General features: G+C 42.2%; 19 protein-coding genes. All 19 read right to left on the bottom strand.

Features of this window, described 5'->3' with window-relative positions:
- Nucleotides 1-7: 7 nt before the first annotated feature.
- Nucleotides 8-1,873: an asparagine synthase (glutamine-hydrolyzing) gene (asnB, locus tag ACZ5PT_RS16500; protein ID WP_464264120.1), complete on the bottom strand. Its 1,866-nt coding sequence runs from the start codon at nt 1,871-1,873 to the stop codon at nt 8-10.
- Nucleotides 1,874-1,937: 64 nt separating this feature from the next.
- Nucleotides 1,938-3,044 (bottom strand): glycosyltransferase, encoded by a 1,107-nt coding sequence (locus ACZ5PT_RS16505; RefSeq protein ID WP_464264121.1) that lies wholly within the window; start codon nt 3,042-3,044, stop codon nt 1,938-1,940.
- 15 nt (nt 3,045-3,059) lie between these two features.
- A complete protein-coding gene (locus ACZ5PT_RS16510; RefSeq protein WP_464264122.1) occupies nt 3,060-4,199 on the bottom strand; it encodes a glycosyltransferase family 4 protein in 1,140 nt (379 codons plus the stop codon).
- Nucleotides 4,165-5,631, bottom strand: coding sequence for an O-antigen ligase family protein (locus ACZ5PT_RS16515; RefSeq protein WP_464264123.1), 1,467 nt, complete (start codon nt 5,629-5,631; stop codon nt 4,165-4,167). The genes ACZ5PT_RS16510 and ACZ5PT_RS16515 overlap by 35 nt, the downstream gene beginning before the upstream one ends.
- 94 nt (nt 5,632-5,725) lie before the next feature.
- Nucleotides 5,726-6,868 carry a hypothetical protein gene (locus ACZ5PT_RS16520; protein ID WP_464264124.1) on the bottom strand — a complete coding sequence of 381 codons (1,143 nt, stop codon included), beginning with the start codon at nt 6,866-6,868 and terminating at the stop codon, nt 5,726-5,728.
- Nucleotides 6,869-6,921: 53 nt separating this feature from the next.
- The gene (gene wecB, locus ACZ5PT_RS16525) at nt 6,922-8,019 is read right to left on the bottom strand and encodes a non-hydrolyzing UDP-N-acetylglucosamine 2-epimerase (protein WP_464264125.1); all 1,098 of its coding nucleotides are present in this window, start codon (nt 8,017-8,019) and stop codon (nt 6,922-6,924) included.
- Nucleotides 8,020-8,060: 41 nt separating this feature from the next.
- Nucleotides 8,061-9,377, bottom strand: coding sequence for a nucleotide sugar dehydrogenase (locus ACZ5PT_RS16530; RefSeq protein WP_464264126.1), 1,317 nt, complete (start codon nt 9,375-9,377; stop codon nt 8,061-8,063).
- A 95-nt stretch (nt 9,378-9,472) separates the two neighbouring features.
- Complete coding sequence (locus ACZ5PT_RS16535; protein WP_464264127.1) at nt 9,473-10,510, bottom strand: DUF354 domain-containing protein; 1,038 nt, start codon at nt 10,508-10,510, stop codon at nt 9,473-9,475.
- Between the two features lie 161 nt (nt 10,511-10,671).
- A complete protein-coding gene (locus tag ACZ5PT_RS16540; RefSeq protein ID WP_464264128.1) occupies nt 10,672-11,736 on the bottom strand; it encodes an amidohydrolase family protein in 1,065 nt (354 codons plus the stop codon).
- Entirely contained in the window at nt 11,729-13,315 is a 1,587-nt protein-coding gene (locus ACZ5PT_RS16545; protein ID WP_464264129.1) for an amino acid adenylation domain-containing protein, read from the bottom strand. Before ACZ5PT_RS16545 ends, ACZ5PT_RS16540 begins: the two co-directional genes overlap by 8 nt.
- A 2-nt stretch (nt 13,316-13,317) precedes the next feature.
- The gene (locus tag ACZ5PT_RS16550) at nt 13,318-14,463 is read right to left on the bottom strand and encodes an acyl-CoA dehydrogenase family protein (RefSeq protein WP_464264130.1); all 1,146 of its coding nucleotides are present in this window, start codon (nt 14,461-14,463) and stop codon (nt 13,318-13,320) included.
- Nucleotides 14,453-14,725, bottom strand: a complete 273-nt coding sequence (locus ACZ5PT_RS16555; RefSeq protein WP_464264131.1) for an acyl carrier protein — start codon at nt 14,723-14,725, stop codon at nt 14,453-14,455. The genes ACZ5PT_RS16550 and ACZ5PT_RS16555 overlap by 11 nt, the downstream gene beginning before the upstream one ends.
- 39 nt (nt 14,726-14,764) lie before the next feature.
- Complete coding sequence (locus ACZ5PT_RS16560; RefSeq protein ID WP_464264132.1) at nt 14,765-15,256, bottom strand: acyltransferase; 492 nt, start codon at nt 15,254-15,256, stop codon at nt 14,765-14,767.
- 45 nt (nt 15,257-15,301) lie between these two features.
- A complete protein-coding gene (locus ACZ5PT_RS16565; RefSeq protein WP_464264133.1) occupies nt 15,302-16,246 on the bottom strand; it encodes a polysaccharide deacetylase family protein in 945 nt (314 codons plus the stop codon).
- On the bottom strand, nt 16,236-17,276 hold the full coding sequence (locus ACZ5PT_RS16570) for a lipid II:glycine glycyltransferase FemX (RefSeq protein ID WP_464264134.1): 1,041 nt from the start codon (nt 17,274-17,276) through the stop codon (nt 16,236-16,238). The genes ACZ5PT_RS16565 and ACZ5PT_RS16570 overlap by 11 nt, the downstream gene beginning before the upstream one ends.
- 18 nt (nt 17,277-17,294) lie before the next feature.
- Complete coding sequence (locus ACZ5PT_RS16575) at nt 17,295-18,395, bottom strand: DegT/DnrJ/EryC1/StrS family aminotransferase (RefSeq protein ID WP_464264135.1); 1,101 nt, start codon at nt 18,393-18,395, stop codon at nt 17,295-17,297.
- A 13-nt stretch (nt 18,396-18,408) separates the two neighbouring features.
- Nucleotides 18,409-18,870, bottom strand: a complete 462-nt coding sequence (locus tag ACZ5PT_RS16580; protein ID WP_464264136.1) for an acyltransferase — start codon at nt 18,868-18,870, stop codon at nt 18,409-18,411.
- Between the two features lie 19 nt (nt 18,871-18,889).
- A complete protein-coding gene (locus tag ACZ5PT_RS16585) occupies nt 18,890-19,909 on the bottom strand; it encodes a Gfo/Idh/MocA family protein (RefSeq protein WP_464264137.1) in 1,020 nt (339 codons plus the stop codon).
- Nucleotides 19,910-19,911: 2 nt separating this feature from the next.
- Nucleotides 19,912-21,102, bottom strand: coding sequence for a sugar transferase (locus ACZ5PT_RS16590; RefSeq protein ID WP_464264138.1), 1,191 nt, complete (start codon nt 21,100-21,102; stop codon nt 19,912-19,914).
- Nucleotides 21,103-21,116: the final 14 nt, after the last annotated feature.

A 21,116-nucleotide genomic window follows, 5' to 3' on the forward strand; every position in this document is an offset into this window, starting at 1 on the left:
AATACAATTAACAACTGACATTATTTCTCAATAGCCAGTATTTATAAAAAAACACAGTATAGAGTTCTCGGCCAAAATCCCTTTTACCTGTCAGGTGGCACTGAAAAATATTTTTTAAAACATTATTGTCTACAACCGGGTCATTTTTTGTATTTTCAATCATTTCATACATCAAGGGCTTCCACTCATTCCTGAACCACTGCCCGACCGGCACACCAAACCCCTGTTTTTTATGCTGCAAGACATCAGCAGAAACGTTGTCCGCTAATAATGTTTTTACAATATTTTTCAATCGTTTAAGCTTGAACCGGATATCGGCAGGACAGGAAAAAGCCATTTCAACAAGTTCGTGATCAAGAAGAGGAACCCTGACTTCAAGAGAATTTGCCATAGAGGTCCTATCAACCTTGGTTAAAACATCATCGGGCAAATAACTAAACAGATCGATTAATTGCAATTGAGTTATTAGCTTTTTATCAGGGCCAGAGTGTTTATCCAGAATTGATTGAAAAAAATGATTTCCTTCATGTTCAAGGTTATTTATAAATTCTCGATTATAAATTCCGGCCGATCCAGAAGAGTAAAAACTGGTATTCATCGTTTGATACAGATCGGTATTATCACAAAAGGCCTGCCTGCGAAGGAAGCCATGCCCACTCATTTCCTGCGGTAACACCCGGCCTAAAGAACCTATAAGCTTTCTTATTTTCAATGGAACATACCTGAGACAACCGTAGTTGTGGACCCTGGAGTAACGCTGATACCCGGCAAAGATCTCATCCCCTCCGTCACCTGACAATGCAACCGTCACATGCTTTTTTGCCATTTTGGCGACGTAGTAGGTCGGGATGGCAGAACTATCAGCAAAAGGCTCTCCAAAACTATCAACCAATAAAGGAACGATTCCCATCGCATTCGGCTTAACAACTTCAACATGATGGTCAGTTTTAAATTGCTCTGCAATTAACTCAGCATACATACGCTCATCATATGCGTGATAATCGAACCCGATAGTAAAGGTCTTAAGGCTCTCTTTAATAATCTTGGCCATTGTCATGACAATCAGGCTGGAATCGAGACCACCGCTCAGGAATGCCCCCAGTGGGACATCGCTAACAAGTCGTAGCTTGACGGACTCCTCAATCTTACTACTAATCCTTTCAAGCCAATCACTTTCTGACAATCCACTATGGCTCTTTACCGACTTTTTCAGCTCCCAGAAAGGTTCCTCACTCCTCATCTCCTTCCTGTTGAGATCATAAATTATGGTATTGCCGGGCTTTAATTTTTTGATGTATTTATATGCAGAAAATGGGGCGGGAATATAACCGAACCTGAAATAGTAATCCAGACCAAGGTGGTTGATTTCCAGATCTATTCCTTTAATGCTTTTCAAAGCGGACAATTCTGAAGCAAACGCAAATTTACCGTCTTTACAGTAATAATATAGAGGCTTTATCCCAATACGATCCCTGCAAAGCATTATTTCATTTTTAAACTTGTCATACACACTAAAAGCAAACATTCCTCTTAAAAATTGAGGAGTTTTCAATCCAAAAAGATTAAACATTCTAAGAATTACTTCAGTATCTGTATTTGAATGAAACTTTTCAGAACGAAGGTATTCCTTCCTTAATTCGAGAAAATTATAAACTTCCCCGTTGTAGGTAATATAGTAATTACCGTCAGCCAACCCCATAGGTTGCCTGCCTGCACTGGATAAATCTATGACTGAAAGGCGCTGGTGCCCCAGATAAATACTTGCATCTTTATCAACATATTCACCCCAATCATTTGGTCCCCTGTGCTTGATTTTTTGGAGCGAATCTCGGGAAGAGCTTTCAAATCCAACAGAACCAAATATTCCGCACATAGAAGCCCCTCTTCAGCATCGGTTATTTCCATAACAGCAGGTACAACGGTACGTACGGTCCAGATCAACAAAATAAACACTTTTGATAGCAATCGAGATGACGCCGGACCAGACCCTCCAATGTTAGTTCCCTTAAAACAAAATCCCTTCCTGCCGTCCCAACTTTTTCATAAATTGAGCTGCTATCGAGTATTAAATTTATTTTCTCTGTTACAGATTTGACATCGTACGGATCAACCAGAAAGCCGGTAACATTGTCTTCCAGTATCTCGACAGTCCCCCCACCCCTTGTTGCAACAACAGGCTTTCCCAAAGCCATATACTCGACTATTGAGTTAGAGATCCCCTCGCCATGAACCCTTTGATTTGTCGTAAGAACTCCAATAGTGAATATATTTACAATAGATTCAACATCTTCCTGGTCACCAAGAAACTTGAATTTTAAACGATATTTATCTTTCACCAACTGCTTACAATGGTTTAAGTTTTCACCAGCACCTACAGCGACAAACTCTACGTCGTTTCTGCTTTCCAGAACGTCCATAGCCGAACCGATAAAAGTTTCATAGTCTTTGCGTGGCGCGAATCGGCCAACCATCCCGACGACATGATCTGCCTGTATATGAAATTTCTTTTTTATGACTGCAGGGTCAGAGAGACTACTTAGCCTGGATTGATCAAACGCGTTGTAAATACATAGGCTTTTATGTTTTGGTGCGTTGTATGCCTTCAATCCGGCGTATGAATTGGCTATAATTTTATTTGAAAAAGGGAATATAAGTAAGTTTCTAATTCTGGATTTGTTGTTTATTTTATCAGGAGCATTCCTAATCACACTACTTATGAGTTTAATTTTTAACGTCTTAGCTATGGGTATTAGATACATCGAACATAATGATTCGCAGGAATGTAGTATATTTGGCCTAAAATCTTGGCATATTTTATACAACTCACGAATTGGAGACAAGTCGTACTTACCGCTCCTAGTTAAATAGTGTTTTTTAATATCTAGCTCATCAAGAGCAGGATAATGTACAACTTTAGAAAGAATGACTAATTGCATATCAATATCAGTGAACATTATAATGCCTTTTATGAGTTCGAGAAGTTGTCTCTCTTTACCACCGGCACCCAATGTATCAATAATATACAAAATCCTTAGCTCATTCATTTAAGTACCTTTATACTATAAACTAATCTTTGAACCGTCACACTTCAACAAATCTTCGAATAGTTCCATATACACCTTACTCACCTTTTCAATTGATAGGTTTTTTTCGAAATATTTTTTTATTCTTTCAGGAGATATATTTAAATGTCCTTCGCATATAAATTTTAATTTTTCAGCCATATCATCTAACGTTGTTGCAACTAGGCCCAAGCTATGTGATTCAATCAAATCATCCGGGTCACAAAAAGATAAAACTGGAACACCTACCGACCATGCATGGAGGAATGTATTTGGAAAACCTTCATGTAGGGAGGTATTTATTAGAACCCGGCAGTTCAAAATACACTTTTCAACTTCACCTATTTCCTGAAATCCCCTTAACTCTAGATTGCTTATGCTTCTAGACTCCTCCAGTAACTGGAAATAAAGATCTTGCTCAGCGGAATCACTCCCCGCACTGCCCCCTATCATCACAAATTTCTGCTCAGGCAACTTCCTCGCCAGCTCAAGAACCATTCCGGGCCTCTTAGGGCACCTGAAATTAGCGACCCAAAGTATAGTTTCACCGGGTACAAATTCATTTTTAGATTTGCTAAAACCATTATGGATAACGTACGATTTTCTATCAAAATCAACTAATAATTGTTTTTGTTGTTTTTTGTTTTGAGAAACAATGAGATCGCACCTTTTCAATCCCCAAAAATACAAAAGTCTATCCCTTTTATGTTTCAATCTGACTCCACTCTTATCGAAGTCAGGATCATCTGCACCACAAAATATAACTTTTTTCTTTTTAATTTTTGCGACAATGACGACTGCCGCTATGACAAAACCAGCCCCTCTAACGTAGTAGATATCAGCATCCGCTTTAATAAGAGCCATCATTATTTTATAAAGTCTGGGATAAATAAATCTTATAAAGGGCAATCCTTCTTTATCGTTAAAGGTAGGATACACATGAAATGGGCCTAAACTTTTCGAGTCTTCCCGTTCGACATTCTTTGTTACAAACGAGACTACATACCCGTTACCTACAAACTGCTCTCCTAAAAGCAACTGCTGCAACTCACTCCCACCCATAAACTGGGAACTGCGTCCGTCCCTAAGTAGAGAAATAATATTATGATTTACAAAACAAATCCTGGCCTTGCTCATACGTTTCCCCATTGTTTTTAGCCTGAACACCCAGACAGATAAACAGCCCGATAACAATCCAGAAATATGAGTTATCAATTGTCGGAAAGAAAGACCTTCCTGTTATTCCTGAAATCAAAAAAGAAATAATGGAAACTAAAACTGGATAATATATTTTTTTAATTCTCGCATCGTGAGTTTTAACAATTAATATATGTACCCTTTGAACCATTCTGTAAAACATGAACGATATCAATAGCAGGCCGAACAACCCAGTATCGACGAGTAACTCAAGGTACATATTATGTGGGTGATTATATATACTCAAGGCTCCGCTTTTTGCAGCACGTGAACTCAACATCCCATAACGCCCACGACCAAACATAAGAGTTTTGGGATTTCCAAGAACTTCACTTAAAAGGGGAATCCATAAATGATCTATACGCCCCGCAGAGATTACTTCTGTGTCCCGCGAATCAAGGCCCGTCATGGCCCTTTCCCTGACCTCAACAGAACCAAAAACGAAAACAGAAGCAACCAATATTGAAAGGATAGGGATTACTAATTTTTTTCCGATCAAGCAAAGATAAATAATCATTGAAATAACAATTGCTAGATATGCAGTCCTTGAAAACAGAACTGCTATGGCTAAAGCAGATACGGCTAAAATAAGCACGTCGACCAATTTCTTATTGCTTAAAGCTCTGGCAAAAACAAATGGATATAATACTATCAAAAATGTTGCAATACGATTTCTATGCATCCCGAAATACGTATGATAAACCTCAGAGATAGCCTCGACGGTATAAAAATCTAGTAAGTACAAAGTTATGACCATTACAGAAATAGCGGTTCCAGAATACACAAGTACACGTATCACTCTTTCTATGTCATCCAGATCCTTGCAGTACTTAATAATATAAACAAAAGGAATAAAATATATTAAAGGCTTAATAAGAAATGAAAACAAGTAACCGCTAATAGACAAACCACCCCCACCATCAACTAAACCCATTGAGACAACAGTTGCTAAGTTTGGAATAGTTCTGAAAACCGATATGCAGAATATGGATATATATATCAACGCAAACCACAGCTCCAACTTAGGAATCTTGTTAGACTTTCCATATTGGAACACTCCGAATGCCATAAATATTGCGGCAAGAACATTAAATGGCTTCAATATAGTCAAGTTTGGATCATTCGATAAATACTTGGCCCCAGTAATCAAGAACAATGGGTCATTAAACAGGGGAGTCGAGCTAAATGGAACAAAACAGATCATTACATACAAAATCCTCAACGGTTGGTTTGCCACTGAGACAAAGACCAGTAGAGCAGTTACAAAGATCGCAAGAAGATATATTGACATCTTAATTGCCACGGCAAAGCACACGATAGATAAAAAATAAAGTGCATAAACAGCAATTTCACTTCTTACAGACTTAAACATTAAAACTGATTCCTTTCCTATTCAACCCTAAGCAATATAGATATGTCCTACTTAAATTAATTCTACTTATAGAATCATTTGTTAGATAGTTTTTCTAGTTTCTCTTCAAACATGTACTTGACAATAACAAACTCAACGAATAATACATCCAAGCCTGAGACCATCGTATATAACTTAATTTATTAATAAAAATTTTGTGCTTTTGATAATAGAAATATCCACTTTCATCCTGCATATTCTCAATTACCCATTTTGATATTTTACTTAGCAACTCAATTGATTTATTACTACTACTATTTAACTTTAAAATAGTTACTATACCTTGCGCAGAGCAGTGAATATCAATTGGAAACAATGAATTATTATAATATTTCGGGCATCCATTTTCTAACCAGAAATTGTTTATATAGTAATCATATGCCATCCCAAGTTCCTCTTCCCAAACAGGCTCCGCTGAAAATTTCATCCAGTCGCTTAAAGAGACAAGATTGAATCCGGTATGGAAACTATCAATAAACTGTTGATAATTGCTTTCTCCATAATTCCATGAATAATCAGAATTCATCGCTTTAACAGAATAAAGCATGGCTTTTCTTGATATATTCAACTTTTCCTTGTCATCAGTTATTGAATAGATCCTTGCCAACAGTGCAGCGGCCAACATATTAACGTTATGCACACGGGTATTTGCGCCTGGCATGTAGCCAAAACAAAGATCGGTTTTATCCTCATGAAGAATTAAATTGTTTAAAAAAAAACGACAACTGCTCTCTGCTATTTCTAAATATTTTTCATCGTTCGTTTGCTCGAAGTAGTCGAGGCATGCATTTGCAACAAATACAGTAGTGACAATATTGGGAGTTCCAAGAGAGGTCATGTGGCCACGAGACTGCCAATCGAAGTTATATCCCCAGCAGGCTTCTGAATAACCATCACATGTCAATGATTCCAATTGTCCTAATAGTGATTTTGCTTGTTCATAGTCGCCGGAAAATACCAAGCCTGAAACAAACAGAGCTAACCCCTTCGGATTTATTCCCTTAGGCACTAAGGTTAACTTTCGAAAGTTAATAGGGGAACGCTTAAAAAACTGAATCCAGGCTAGTCTCAAAAATCGTGAATTGTACAAAGGGCTATTTCTGAATACTTTCGAATTCAAACCATCGAAGTTATCCCAACCGGCATACCCTTCCTGTTCACAATATGTTTTTAAATTCTCAAAAGATTCTTGAACCATAGCTATAATCCTCACCTTGGAAAAATAGGCTTTGCCAAATCACATTCAATTTGCTAGCAGACAATATTAGCTATACGTTCACTCGTCTTTCCGTCCCACAAAGGTGGGATTGCGCCCTTCCTAGCATCACCATTAAGGATGTTAAATAGTTCTGCTTTCATCCGATCCATATTTGTCCCCACCAAAGTATTGGTCCCAACTGTCACGGTTACAGGACGTTCAGTATTTCCCCTGATGGTTAAACAAGGGATTCCCAGATATGTTGTTTCTTCCTGTATTCCACCAGAATCAGTAATAACCACAGTTGCGCCCTGCTGCAGAGCCAGAAACTCAAGATAACCGACGGGTTCAATCAGAAAAACATCTCTATCGTCAACCCTAAGCCCCAAACTCTTAAGTCGCCGATATGTCCTTGGGTGGATCGGGAAAACCATTGGAAGATCGCGACTTAACTCCGATAAGGTCTTAATGATTTTATTCAACATGACTGGATCGTCAACATTGGAAGGACGATGCAAGGTCACCAATCCATAACCATTCGCAATTGTGCCTGGGGAAATATTGTATTTACCAGCGACCTGCTGAGGGCTATGCATGGCAGTGGCCCTCTCCTTTAAGCGGACGAGGGTATCGATCATCACATTACCGACGAGACGAATTTGTTCTCTCGGCTTTCCTTCGTGTAGTAAGTTCTCATCACCATCAATCGAAGGCGTAAATAACAGGTCAGCCAACTGATCGGTGACAATACGATTTATTTCCTCTGGCATCGTCCTATCGAATGAGCGAAGGCCTGCTTCAACATGCGCTACTGGGATTAAAAGCTTCGCGCAGACTAAGGCTGCAGCGACTGTCGAATTAATATCACCGTAAACCATAACCATGTCCGGCTTATTCTCTATCAAGACCGCTTCAATCTTAGTCATAATTTGAGCGGTTTGAGCTGCATGACTTCCTGACCCTACCCCAAGGTTTATATCCGGGGCCGGCAACCCTAACTGCGTGAAAAAAATTTCAGACATATTTGCGTCATAATGTTGGCCGGTATGAATCAGAAACTGACTCACTCCCGCCCTTCTTCCCAGTGCGTCCATTACCGGGGCGACCTTCATGAAATTCGGCCTTGCTCCTGCAACATGTACAATTCTCATACGACCCTCCACTAAGGAGTGTTCTATCACTCAAGATGAATTCACAAAGACCAGTAGCTAAGTCCCTCTGCCTCAACCTCTTCTTTATCTAAAATCGATTTAACATCAACGACAACACCTCGACCATTTCCATTGCCGCACAATTCTTTTAGGTGCCTGGGGGTAAGATGCTTGAAAGCGTCATGATCAACAGCCCAGACAACCCCATCAACCTTGCCGACCTCTCCCAGCGATACCAACTCAATAGCGTACTCATCCCGTGCTTCGTCGATATTGACCATTGGATCGTGTACCAGAGGAGTCACCCCGAGCTCTATTAAGTTTTGAAGAATATCGACAACCTTGGTATTTCTGATGTCGGGTACGTTTTCCTTGAAGGTCAAACCCAACACAAGAACCCGGCACCCATTAACAGCTTTTCGGGCTCCGATTAGCTTTTTGACGGTCATTTCCGCCACGTATTTCCCCATACCGTCATTGATGCGCCGTCCCGCAAGAATAACTTGTGGGTTGTAACCAATGGCTTCAGCCTTGTGAGTAAGATAATAGGGATCGACACCTATACAGTGCCCACCCACCAGGCCTGGCTCGAATGGGAGAAAATTCCACTTGGTACCTGCTGCCTTGAGCACGTCCCTAGTCGAGATACCCATCTTATTGAAGATAATAGATAGCTCGTTCATTAGGGCGATATTCAAGTCACGTTGCGTATTTTCTATAACTTTTGCAGCCTCAGCGACACGAATTGAAGATGCCCGAAACACCCCAGCGGCAATAACCGCTTCATAGATTGAGGCTACAACTTCTAAAGTTTCCGCATCTTGCCCTGAAACGACTTTGACTATATTTTCAACGGTGTATGTTTTGTCACCAGGATTGATGCGCTCGGGGGAATAACCGACCTTAAAATCCACCCCACAGGTAAGGCTCGATTCCGCCTCCAGAAGAGGAACACAGATCTCTTCGGTCACCCCGGGGTAGAAGGTTGATTCAAAGACAATAATGGAATTTTCAGCGAGATTTTGTCCAATGATCCGCGAAGCTGATTTTACGGGTCCGAGATCGGGCCTTTTTGACTTGTGGATGGGGGTCGGAACTGTGACAATTATGAATGCAGCCTCTTTGAGCCTGCTAGGGTCTGTGGTGAATTCTATTTTAGTGGAAGCAAGAGCTTTACTCGTAATTTCCCCGGTTGAATCAAAACCTCGCTCAAGTTCGCTGATCTTCTTACTGCTGATATCATAACCGATCACATCGACCACTTTATCGAATGAGACCGCTAGAGGAAGGCCTACATAACCCAAGCCGACCATAGCGATCTTGGACTGTCTTAACATTAAACTTTCTAAGGATACCAAAACAGCCTCCTTGCGCATACCATAGGGAAGTAAATAAGTTCAATACTAACCAATGCTTAACATGCTGTAGAATCGCTATCTCTGATCAAAGTCCGTCACTTACAACATGCTTCAATAGTTGAAACTATAGTGTTTAAAACATGAGGATTGCTCTTGATTGTCCCATTGTTTTTTTCTCTTTTATTTAATGAAATTTTACTCCTAATCTCACTTTCATTATTTATTAATTTTAGCTTTCCAGTATCAGAGAGGTATCTATCAACAGCTCCAATTTTTCCACCAAAGATACTATAAGCAGGAACACCAAGAGCTGCCGCTTCCCTGATCATTGTTCCACCAGCACTAATTACTAAATCTGAGTACCAAACCAGGTCTAGACCATTTATGACGTACCCAGGAATAATAAGTGCTCTTTTTTTAATTAAATCAGGCCAAAGCTTCACAATTTGAAGCTCCTGGTCTTTCGTTCGTGGGACAACAATCATCTGAATCGAATCATTTCTTCCTAAATAAGCGATGACAGAATCAAATAATTTATCGCTCTTTTCAGCATGATAGTGAGCCATCGTGGCAGGTGGTCGGATAGTAACTACAATTTTATCCTCATCTATTCCTAGCTGATCAAAAAGAGTAGAATCAGGGCGGAAGTCTTGCACATATACGTCCTCCTTGATTCCCGGATACGTTGCGACATCCCCTGCGCCTTTGGCGGGACTTGACTTTGAAACAACCTCAGGAATAAGCCTCAGATCAGGTGCAAAAAAAGGAATCACTTGAGTGTGTTCATAGTCAGTGGCCATAACTGAAAAAATACCAGCAAGCTTCGCAATAAATATCTGAGAGCGAGAACCATGCGATAAAGCCAAACAGGGTTTTTCTTTTAAAATAAAAGGTAACAATTGAAAAGAGCGAATAAACATACCAATTACTTTAAACAACTTATTCTTGCCATAGTGACTTCCAACCTTTTTATATTCAATTCCAAACAATTCAGCAAGGTCTAATACCTGGGCATAATCACGAGCAGTAACAACAACCTCAAAACCATTGCTATCTAATTTTTTTATAATTGGGCTAAAAAACAAAACATGAGGAGAATTATCAAGATCAATCCAAACTTTATTTTTGTACATAAACAACCCCTCCATTCTTATTATAAATCAATATAACTACTTTAAACTTTGTGTAACTATCAGCTATATACTTTGTCTAATCATACAGCCGATAAATATGTACAGCACAATACTATCAACATCAAGTTACTAGCTTTTCGCCACTCTTTCGTTTGATGTTTTTACTTTATCACTGCATTCCCACCAGAAAAAAGTTTGAGGGGGTTTGCACTTGCGATCTGCATCAACGAGTCCTCTGGCTTGCGTACTGACCGTTGCAAGGCATGCCATACCTTCACCATTGCCACCCACTGTTTTTCATAGAGGGAGTCAGACCCAAAATAGATTCTGTCCATTTCGATATTTTCAAAGACAAGCGAAAGCATATCGATCTCGATTGCCGCAGTGTCAACGACAAGATTGGCGTATCGGGACAACATCCTATCCAGTGAGGGAAGAACATCTCGACTAAATGACTCGGGGACATATCCAAAAGAGGCAGCATGAGCAATGACAACAGTCTCAGGAGTTATGGCCCAATCAATCTGTTGCAGTTTATTAACTGAACCATATGCGATGGCATCAGGGTTATTACATTCCGGGCTCAATCCACCATGAATAAGAACTTTCAGGTTCGCCTCTTTTGAGGCGACCAAGATCGCCTCTACCCTTTCCTGGCCAGCGCTTTGAGAAAGATCGATGCCCTGCAGGCTAGGGTGGATTTTCAGGATCCTAATATTGTATTTCTGAGCAATAGACGTTACCTTCTCAACAATATTATTGACGGGAATATCATTTGGCACACAGTAGCCAAGCAAAAAACGATCGTTGTCACTAAAAATATCAGACAGCATCTGCACCTGATGATCGCCAAATTCATCTTTGGCCAAAACCGGCAGAAGGATGACCTTATCGATTTTTGCTAATTTCATTAAATCGGAAAACACTCTAGGCCCGGTATGTGAGTATATACGCCTTCTGTTCAGTTGCTTGACCTTGTTGAAAATTTTACTGTCGTACTTGCTGCCAACAGACTTCTTGTGCTTTGTCAGAGAAATATCAGCAATTTCATAAGCTTTATATTCTGCCGCCCCTGCGCTATATAATCCTGGCAAAGAGGTCGATTTCACATATGTTATCGGACTATCCATAACTTCAAACGGGTGTGCGTGGATATCATAAAAAGTGTTTTCACCCTTTATGTCCCCGATCGCTTCCAACGTGTATTCAAGCATTTTTTTATCCATAACAACCACCTACGGGCTCAATGCTCTTTAACTTCTCATAACTAATTTTTCCGCGGCGACAACGTGGCATTTTATCTATCTGAACAAAACGTTTTGGAATCATGTAGGGGGGTAAATGCTTTTTCAATTGTGTTTTCCTCACCACACTATTGTCACCACCGGCTGATTCGATGAAGGCAACCAACTCCATTATCCCGGCATTTTTTTCTGATTCTTGCAGGACGACGGCAGCGTCATTAACTCCACACAAGGACAAAAGAGCATGCTCGATTTCTCCTGCTTCGATTCGATAGCCCATATACTTCAACTGGCGGTCTTTTCTGCCGACATATTGATAATTACCGCATGGCAGCAAAGTGGCTATGTCACCTGTTCTGTAGATTATATCCCTAGAGACTCCCAGGTCAATTTCGACAAACGCTTCAGAGGTTTTTTGGGGATTGTTTAAGTATCCCTGCGCCAGGCCGGACCCACCGAGGCACAACTCACCAATTTCCCCTCGCTGAGCCATTGAGCCGTCCTCCTTCCACAGACAGACATAGGTGCCGTCACATGGAGTGCCGATGGGGATTTTTTCTTGGAAATCCACCGGCGCTTGCTCAACGCGAAAACACAAAGAAATGCCGGTTGCTTCTGTAGGTCCATAGGCGTTGTAAAAATATTTATTTGGATATGTGGTCATCCACTTAGACAGGTATTTAGTCGGAAGTGTCTCGCCAGAAAATATTATTTGCTTCAAACTAGCCATACGATTTCTTTCGACTGAATTCGTCATGACCATATACATAAGCAAGGAAGAAATTCCCTTCCAGAGAGTGATTTCTTCCTGTTCAATAAAGTTTACTAACAGATTGGGAAATAATGTTGCTTGCTCATTCGCAATGCAAAAGGTACAGCCCGTTTTGAGGGAACAGTAAATATCAAAAGTTGACATGTCAAAATGAAAGGGCGCAGTCCCTAAGATTCTGTCGTTGCTTTCGATTTGAAAATAATTAACCGCCCAATCGATGTAACTATGGATATTAGAATGCGAAATCAGTACGCCTTTTGGGCTTCCGGTTGATCCAGAGGTGTAAAGAATGTAGGCAATATCTGCGCCGCAATTCTGATAATTCGGCCGGCAGGTCGCCTGCCTGTTGAGAGGCACTCCTGCGAACCGAAAATCACCGAAACTATTTTCGGAAGAGAGCTCCAGGACCGGCATCCGTTCTTCACATTCACCCACCAAATGCATAACATTGTTTTTGTTGTGCCGGTCACATACGATTACCGCCGGGGAACAATCGTCAAGAATACTCTGCCAGCGATCCGGTGGGGTTTTGCAGTCGATCGGCACATAAATAGCGTCAGCCTTAAGTATCCCCAGTATAACAATCAGGACCTCTGCGGATCGCTGCATACAAAAAACCACACGATCCTGTCTTTTGACTCCGTGAGAAATCAGAGACTGGGCGAGGCGGTTCGAAAAAACCTCCAGGTCGTTATAACTCAGAGAATTTTCACCATCGGTTACAGCAATTTTCGATGGTTGGTTGCTGATAATATGATCCAGATATTGATGAACAAGTAAGTGGCTCAAGCTTATAGTCCTATCAGTTTGGATATAATATTATATTGAAGCTCCGATGTTCCTGAATATATGGTTGAAGCGACACTGTCGCGTAAATCCCGCTCTATTTCATACTCACACATATAGCCATAACCGCCGTGTATCTGAACGGAATCAAGACACGCCTGTTTCAAGCTCTCACTTATAAAGAGCTTGCAGATGGAAGCTTCGACAGGTGCTCTCTTTTTCTTATCTTTTAATACCGCACACCTATATAGAATTCCTTTGCCGAGTTCTATATTCATTTTCATGGTAGATATTTTATTGGCGACGGCCTGATAACTACCTATTGATTTACCGAATGCGCTGCGTTCTTTCGCATATTTGACGGAAATATCAAAGATCCTCTTCATGGTTCCCAGATGTACGGCTGGAAGGAGGCTTCTCTCCAACTCCATCGACTCATTGAAAATGATCGCCCCCTGCCCGACCTTACCCAGAAGTTTGTCACTCGAAACTCTGCAATCATCAAAAAAGAGTTCGCCATTTTGCAGGGTGCGCAACCCCATTTTTTCCAGTGGTTTACTTTTTTCAAACCCATTGCAGCCATCTTCGACAAGCAAGCAGGAAATCCCTCCTAGGGCCGTCTTTTCAGGATCGGTTACCGAAAAGACGATAACAACGTCGGCCATCGGTCCGTTGGTAATGAAATTTTTACTCCCGTTGAGAATAAAGTCATCACCGTTTTTTTTGGCACTGGTGCGCATCGACAAGGCATCGGATCCGGACCCTGATTCGGTTATCGCTTGGGCAAAAACTTTTTCTCCGCGACAGAGGACAGGTAAATATTCTTTCTTTATTTCTTCGTTGCCAAAGAGAAGGATCTGCAAACCACAGAGGATTTGTGTTGCGATAGCGTGGACGAGGCCGGCGTCTTTGCACGCATAGCCAAGAGCATCCATCGTAAGAACTGTCGTTAAAAAGTCCGTACCACAGCCGCCATATTCCTCAGGAAAAGGCAGCGCCATGATTTGCATCTCTGCGCATTTTCGCCATGCACTCCAAGGAAACTCACCGCTTTTCTCGTGGGCTGAGATATCATAGGCAAGTTCCTGTTGAGAGAACTTGATGACTGTCTCCCTCCAGATTTTTTGCTCGTCGGTTAATTCAAAGTCCACATTCCCCCCCCACCTGACAGCCATTTTTTTGAGCGATAAACTCGCTGATCGTCGCGATCGTGGAAAAGTTTTCCGGAACCAAATCTTCTCCAGAAAGTTGTATGGAGAAGCTTTCTTCCAAATAGCCCAAAAGCGCTATAATTCCGAAGGAATCAATGATCCCTGAGTCGACAAGCGGTGCAGTGTCAGTCAATACGACCGCAGCATCGTCAGAGATAAACTCAGAAATTATGAATTGACGGATTTTCTCTCTTACTAGCATCTCAATCCTCCCTTCTTAGTTCACCAAATAACGATTTCCTTATTTAATCTTCCGCAGGCCAAGAAGAAAATTCTCGTAGTTCATACTTTCCCCCTTTATAAGCGGTCGCGTTACTTTAAATAGTGGTTTCGCCGATGGAGGTCCAAACAGCACACTTGCCGGTACGTTTTTGGAGACAATACTTCCTGCAGCGATGACCGCACCTTCACCAATGGTGACATCATGAAAGATCACGCAATGGGGTCCGATGTAGACATTTTTTTCAATGCAGACCTTCCCGACTTTTTTCCCCGGCGCATAGTTACCGGAGTAAAAATGAGCAAAAATAGTGCTACGCAGACCAATGGTGACATTGTCTTTAATCTCAATGTTTTCCGGATGAACTTCATCGATATAGACAAATTGGCTTATCCAGACATTTTTACCGATCGTCACGCCTCTTTTTTTGTGGAGCCAAGGCCTGAGGGTATAACCACCAGGAGCGACCAAGGCCAGTTTTGCAAACAAGCGGCTTCTAATCATTTCGAGCATAGCGAACGACTCCTCTCGCCCTAAACAATGTGCGCCATCGTCACCTCAATGGGCCCTATCTCCCCGTTCGTTCCATGCATAGTCCTGACTTTTTAAATACGAAACCAACTCAGAGGGGAGAGCATTCCAGTATTCACCACAATATTTCTCTGTTACATAGCTAAGAAACTCCGCATACCTTTTATGTGAGTACTTTTCGATACCACCTTGAGAATCCGAAAAGGCCATGTAATCCGGGTGCGAATTGAGCATCGCCATCCCACCTGACTCAACAATCCAGTCCAGTTTCTGCTGCCAAATTTTGCTAGTTTTGTTTTTCATCAAAATGAAAAGGGTAAAGTCCTGCGGCAAGGTATAGGGTAACTCATAGTACCCACTGCCGTTATTTTGGCTTTTTACATAAAATGGGAAGATGGTTTGAACACCATCTGCCTGTGGCTCAAAGGGGTCGGTATCGAAGGTTGAAGAATCGTATTCAATGTTCAGGTCGTGTATCCATTCCAGGTTATGGTGCATCGCAGGCGAGCGAAATCCTACTGCCCCCCACTCATTCAAGTAAGAGTTTATCTTTGCAGCTCTGCTGGAAAAAATCTGTTTTGAATTGTATAGCTTGCCGTCATGGTTTAAGCCGTGAACACCTATCTCAAACCCGTCAGCCCTAAGGCTTTCTAAAATTTCGTGATCCACCGGATAGCGCTCCGGGACAAAATTGAAACAAGATTTTAGTCCATACTGCTCCTCAAGGTTTTTCAGTTTGACACAATTCGCCTGCCCTGCTGCAGTATCTACATCGTGGGTCAAAACCAGAGCAAACTTCTTTCCTTCAGGCCAGCCGGGCCAGCCTTCCGGCTTCTTTCCCGCAGCTGGATCTATCGGCCAGACATCCAAGACTCTCTTTAGTTGCAGATCGACAACATATTGCCTGATTGCAACCTGTACTGACCTTGGAATGGACGGTTTCATATAATAATAAATTCTATTAGCCAACATGTTTGTAGAAAACCTCACCTAAAAAGCTTGATACTGTTACCGGGGCAACTCTAAAAAAACGTGTGCCGAGGGAATCCGAACTCTTCTTCTTTGTGACATATTTATTATCTTTGAGACTAAAACGATAATAATTGATTGATTTTTTTTCTGCTGACCAGCCATCTTTATATCTCACTAATCCATCATTAGTTTTCTCCGTTCGTCCCAAACTAAGATTCTTATACTTCCTACCTGACAACCATTTTATTGCTTCCCACATTACTAGGTTGTTAGCTCTTAAATATCTCCCTTCTATTTTAGACGCTCCATATTTATAAATTGCACTATCACCGGAGAGTAAATAAATTGAGCCAGCAACAACTTCTCTATTTTTCTTAGCAATGACTACAATTCCCTTACCAACACTAATGACATAGTTATAAATATTTTCAAAAAATCTATACGGCTGGGAGGGAAGACCATGTCTCTTTCTGGTCATAGAATTTAAATGGTAAAAGTCTACGATAGATTGAATGTCTTGACGGATTTCAATTTCGACACCTTCACGAACCGCCTTTTTTATATTTCTTCTATTATTGCTACTGAAACGAGAAAGTATTTGTTCAGTACCATCTCCTAACCGGAGATCATGCTGATAGAAGCTATCGTAAATTCTTGCCTTTGCCTGCACACCGATATCTCCGTGCAAATCGATGTATTGCCATTTTGATTTTTTTCCAAAAGCAACCAACTCCTTCCAAAGCTCTCGTGCTTCCTCGCGATTTGTCACGAGAGACGGCAGGTAATCAGTAAAGGGCAACGACACGCCACGTCGGCCAGTTAAAATGCTCCTTATTTCCATCATTGGAACCAAGGAAAGCAGATTCTCATTGGTCAGATTTGAAAAATATACCGGCTCATAACCATAGGTTTCGCTGAGCACATTTGCCCAGCACTGGGTATGAAAAAATGTTGCGCCTGGATAATGCAACAATAGTTCATCCCATTTTTCGACATGTAGCGGGTTAAGAACCTTGCAACTCGTACTCATTGGCACTCCTCATTCCAATCAAAAAGCTTCCCTAACCTGCAGCGACACGTATTGAACTTGCTCGGCACTCAATTTTGGACACATCGGCAGAGAAACGAATTCCTTTGCACATTTTTCCGCAACCGGAAAACTCCCTGCAACTTTTCCTAGCGAGGCATAGGCTTTTTGCGTGTGAACCGGGAAAGGATAATGGATTCCACAAGCAATACCTCCCCGCTCCAAGGTCGCCATGAAATCCGATCGGTTAGGCACCCGAACGCAATAAATGTGATAAACGTGTTGGTTGTAGGCCTTCGCCCTCGGGAGTTTGACCTCTTTTACCGACGACAGTAAATCGTTGTAAAGGATGGCATTTTGCCTGCGGCCCTGATTCCAGCGATTCAAGTGCTTCAGCTTGACGCTCAAAACAGCCCCCTGAATACCATCCATACGTCCATTCCAACCGATGACACCGTGATCATTCTTTTTCTGCTGACCATGATCCCGCAGGGCACGAATCTTCTCAGCAAGGTCTAGATTATTGGTTGTCACCGCCCCTGCCTCACCAAATGCCCCCAAATTTTTCCCTGGATAAAAGCTGAAACAGCCGACATCTCCCATTGAACCGGCAGAGCGTTGTTTATATTCCGCGCCATGAGCTTGACAAGCGTCCTCAACAACGAAAAGTCCGTGTCTTTTAGCGATGGCCAGAATCGCGTCCATATCTGCCATCTGCCCAAATATATGCACAGGGATAATCGCCTTCGTGCGCGGCGTGATGGCACCTTCAATCAAACCAGGGTTAATCGTGTAGCTGTGCTCGTCGATATCGACAAACACAGGTTTTGCTCCACAAAAACTGATGGCCTCTGCGGTTGCAATAAAGGTATTAGGAACAGTAATAACCTCGTCTCCTTCACCGATACCAAGTGCCAGCAACGCCATCCATAAGGCCTCGGTACCGCTGCCCACGCCGATGGCATAATCGCACTGACAAAAGGCTGCGAATTGTTGCTCAAAAGTTTCGACAAACGGACCTCCGGCAAAAGCGCAACACTCGACAACCTCTTTCATCGCAGCGTGTAATTCGTCATTTATTGAGTCATGCAGCGCTTTGAGATCCATAAACGGAACTTTCATAGTCTTCTCTCCTCTATTTTTTCATTATCCTGGCGGGGTTTCCGGCGACAACGGTATTGTCTGGAACATCCTTTGTGACAACGCTCCCTGCTCCAACAATTGCGTTTTCCCCGACCGTCACTCCACACAATAATGTCGCGCTAGAACCAATAGATGCGCCTTTCTTTATCAGCGTCGGCACACAGACCCAATCGTCCTCAGTCTGTAATTCACCCGATTCTGCAGTAGATCGTGGGTACCTGTCGTTAATAAATGTAACGTTATGGCCAATGAAGACACCATCTTCTATCGTTACCCCTTCACAGATAAATGTATGACTGGACACCTTACAGTTCCTGCCAATATCTGCTCCTTTTTGTATCTCCACAAACGTTCCGATTTTTGTATAATCACCAATTTTACAGCCATAAAGATTTACGAAATCGTAAATCTTCACATCGATCCCAATTTGAACATCAGAAGAAATCGCTTTCATCGGTACCCCCTCCATATAGTCAACCTAAATCACCCAAAGAAACAGCTGATCCGTTTTGCTTCAGTGATTCTGACGCTGCAGAAAGTATTTGAACAACCTTCAACCCTTCTAGGCCGCTAGAAATTGATTTACACTGAGTCTTTATGCAATCAATAAAATGTTGGCACTCTTCTTTTAATGGTTCGAATTGCTTAAGATATGGCGCGTACATATCGCCATAATGATAAGAGTAATGAAATTCTGCAAAGGTGTCGTAGTGCGGAGGTTTTTCTACCCGTTTGTCGTATATTTTAATCTTTTCAATCGGCTCTAAATCATTATAGACAAGCATCCTTTTTTCACCGACAAAGGTCATTTCACGAATTTTATTAGGATCAAGCCAACTGCTCTGAATTGTGCAGAACCCCCCGTTGGCAAAATTAATCGTCATATTGCAGACATCCTCAACGCCCTTGGCGACATGCGATTTCCCCTGGCAGTTGACAGATACGGGAGTATCGTTCAAGACATAAAGAATGATGGAGATGTCATGCGGGGCAAGATCCCACGTCACATTGATGTCTTTTTGGAACAGGCCAAGATTCAATCGCCGCGAACTGACGTATTGGATTTCCCCGAGGTCGCCAGAATCGACAAGTTCTTTTATTTTCCTGACCGGTGGGGAATAAATAAAGGTATGACCGACCATAAGGGTCAAACCCTGATCGAGCGCAAGATCAAGCAACTCTCGACACTCGGCGACCGATGAGGCCATGGGCTTTTCGATAAAGGTATGTTTCCCAGCCTGCAAGCTCTTTTTTGCCAGGACATGGTGGCAGTTAACGGGTGTCGCGATGGCGACAGCATCAATATTGCTATCGTTAAAAACGTCATCAACCTCGGTTGTCGTTGTTATGTGTGGATACAACTGTTTCATATGTGCCAACCGATCTTTGCTAGCATCACAGACCGTCGTAACATCACACTCAGGGAGCGAGTTGAAATTACGGATTAAATTCGGTCCCCAATAACCGCATCCAATAACAGCTACATTCAACATTTTTATGCTCCTTCGTTGAAAGTCGTATCCTTTTTTTTCAGGCTGTCCCGAACTTGCTCCACGATAACGATTGGAGTCCTAAACAGAATCTTGATATCTCCCCACAATGAACGCTCTCTGGCGTAGCGGATGTCCAACCTCACCATTTCCCGAAATGAAAGTTTATTTTTGCCACTGACCTGCCACAGACCGGTCATGCCCGGGATGGCATCAAAACGCCCCCTGTGCCAGGAGAGATATTCTTTCACTTCGTAAGGGATAGGCGGACGAGGCCCAACCAGACTCATTTCTCCACGCAAAACATTAATCAACTGTGGAAGTTCATCGAGACATGATTTGCGCAGCATCGTTCCAAAAGAAATGATTTGCGGATCGTGATCAAGCTTCGCCATTGGTACTTCAGCAGTATTATTCACGGCCTCAGCCTTAATAAGTTGGGCCAGGTAGCCTTGATGTTTTTGAGTCTCTGCGCCCGGACTCATGGTGCGGAACTTCAAAAAAGTAAACGGCTGCCCTGCATAACCAATCCGCTGTTGCTTATAAAAAACCGGCCCAGGGGAGACACTCTTGATGATGATCGAGACCACTAAAAAGACAGGAGAAAAAACCAATAAACAAACAGCAGCACCCACAAAATCGAAACCACGCTTAAGAACCCGCTTTGTCAGGCAATATGCGTAATCGACATTTCTCTGCGACTTCGCAAAACGCCAACCACCGCGCCGAATTGCCGACTTTGTTTTATTTTTGTATTTCTCAGCGAAGACGTAGATTGCGACCTTTTCCGGATCGACCAACTTGTCGGAAGGATAGGTAACAATTTCGTATTTCGGAGGGAGGCGTATAAGCAGGATTTCCTGGTAAATCTTATTGGCAAACTTATAGGCACCGGAAGAGTTCGTTTCTGGCAATAAAATACCGACATGGTCAGAATCGAGCCAGCCGACAGCATCGATAGAGCGCATTCGCGGGCAAAGCGTCTCAGCGAGAAGAGTGAGGACATCATGGTTTTGTTTTTTGTCAGACAGCGTAAAGACCACCAGGGAAAAAACATCGCCGGTCCGATTAGCGCGATCCCGCTCCCGATCAATGATTCTGCGGAAGACTTCTCTGGAGAGAAATAATTCGATCTCAACGGCTGTTAACACTAATGAGTTCTTCATCAGGTGTTTGATTTTTTCTGTAATAGCCATCTCAACACCTCCAC

The organism is Desulfuromusa ferrireducens (assembly GCF_055389805.1).